Origin of the sequence: Streptococcus mitis subsp. hohhotensis (assembly GCF_000722775.1) — a bacterium.
Lineage (GTDB): Bacteria > Bacillota > Bacilli > Lactobacillales > Streptococcaceae > Streptococcus > Streptococcus carlssonii.
On sequence record NZ_JPFZ01000002.1, the window covers coordinates 1 to 434 of the forward strand.

General features: G+C 43.5%; 1 protein-coding gene. It reads left to right on the forward strand.

Going from position 1 to position 434, the window contains the following annotated elements; genetic code table 11:
• Positions 1 to 434 (forward strand): aldehyde dehydrogenase family protein (locus SK608_RS00010; RefSeq protein ID WP_033675576.1); only part of this gene is annotated, 434 nt, incomplete at both ends.

Sequence of the window (434 nt, forward strand, 5' to 3'; positions counted from 1 at the left end):
GGTTCAGAAATTGGGGATTATATCATTGAGCACAAAGAAGTCAACTTCATCAACTTTACAGGTTCAACTCCTATCGGAAAACGTATTGGTCGTTTAGCTGGTATGCGTCCTATCATGCTGGAGCTTGGCGGGAAAGATGCAGCTCTTGTACTAGAAGATGCAGATTTGGAACATGCCACTAAGCAAATCGTTGCAGGTGCCTTTAGCTACTCAGGCCAACGTTGCACGGCCATTAAACGTGTCATTGTTCTCGAAAGTGTAGCAGATACATTAGCTACTTTGCTTCAAGCAGAGGTTGCTAAATTAACAGTTGGTGACCCATTTGACAATGCTGATATTACACCTGTTATTGACAATGCTTCAGCCGACTTTATTTGGGGATTGATTGAGGATGCACAAGCAAAAGGGGCTCAGGCTCTTACACCAATCAAACG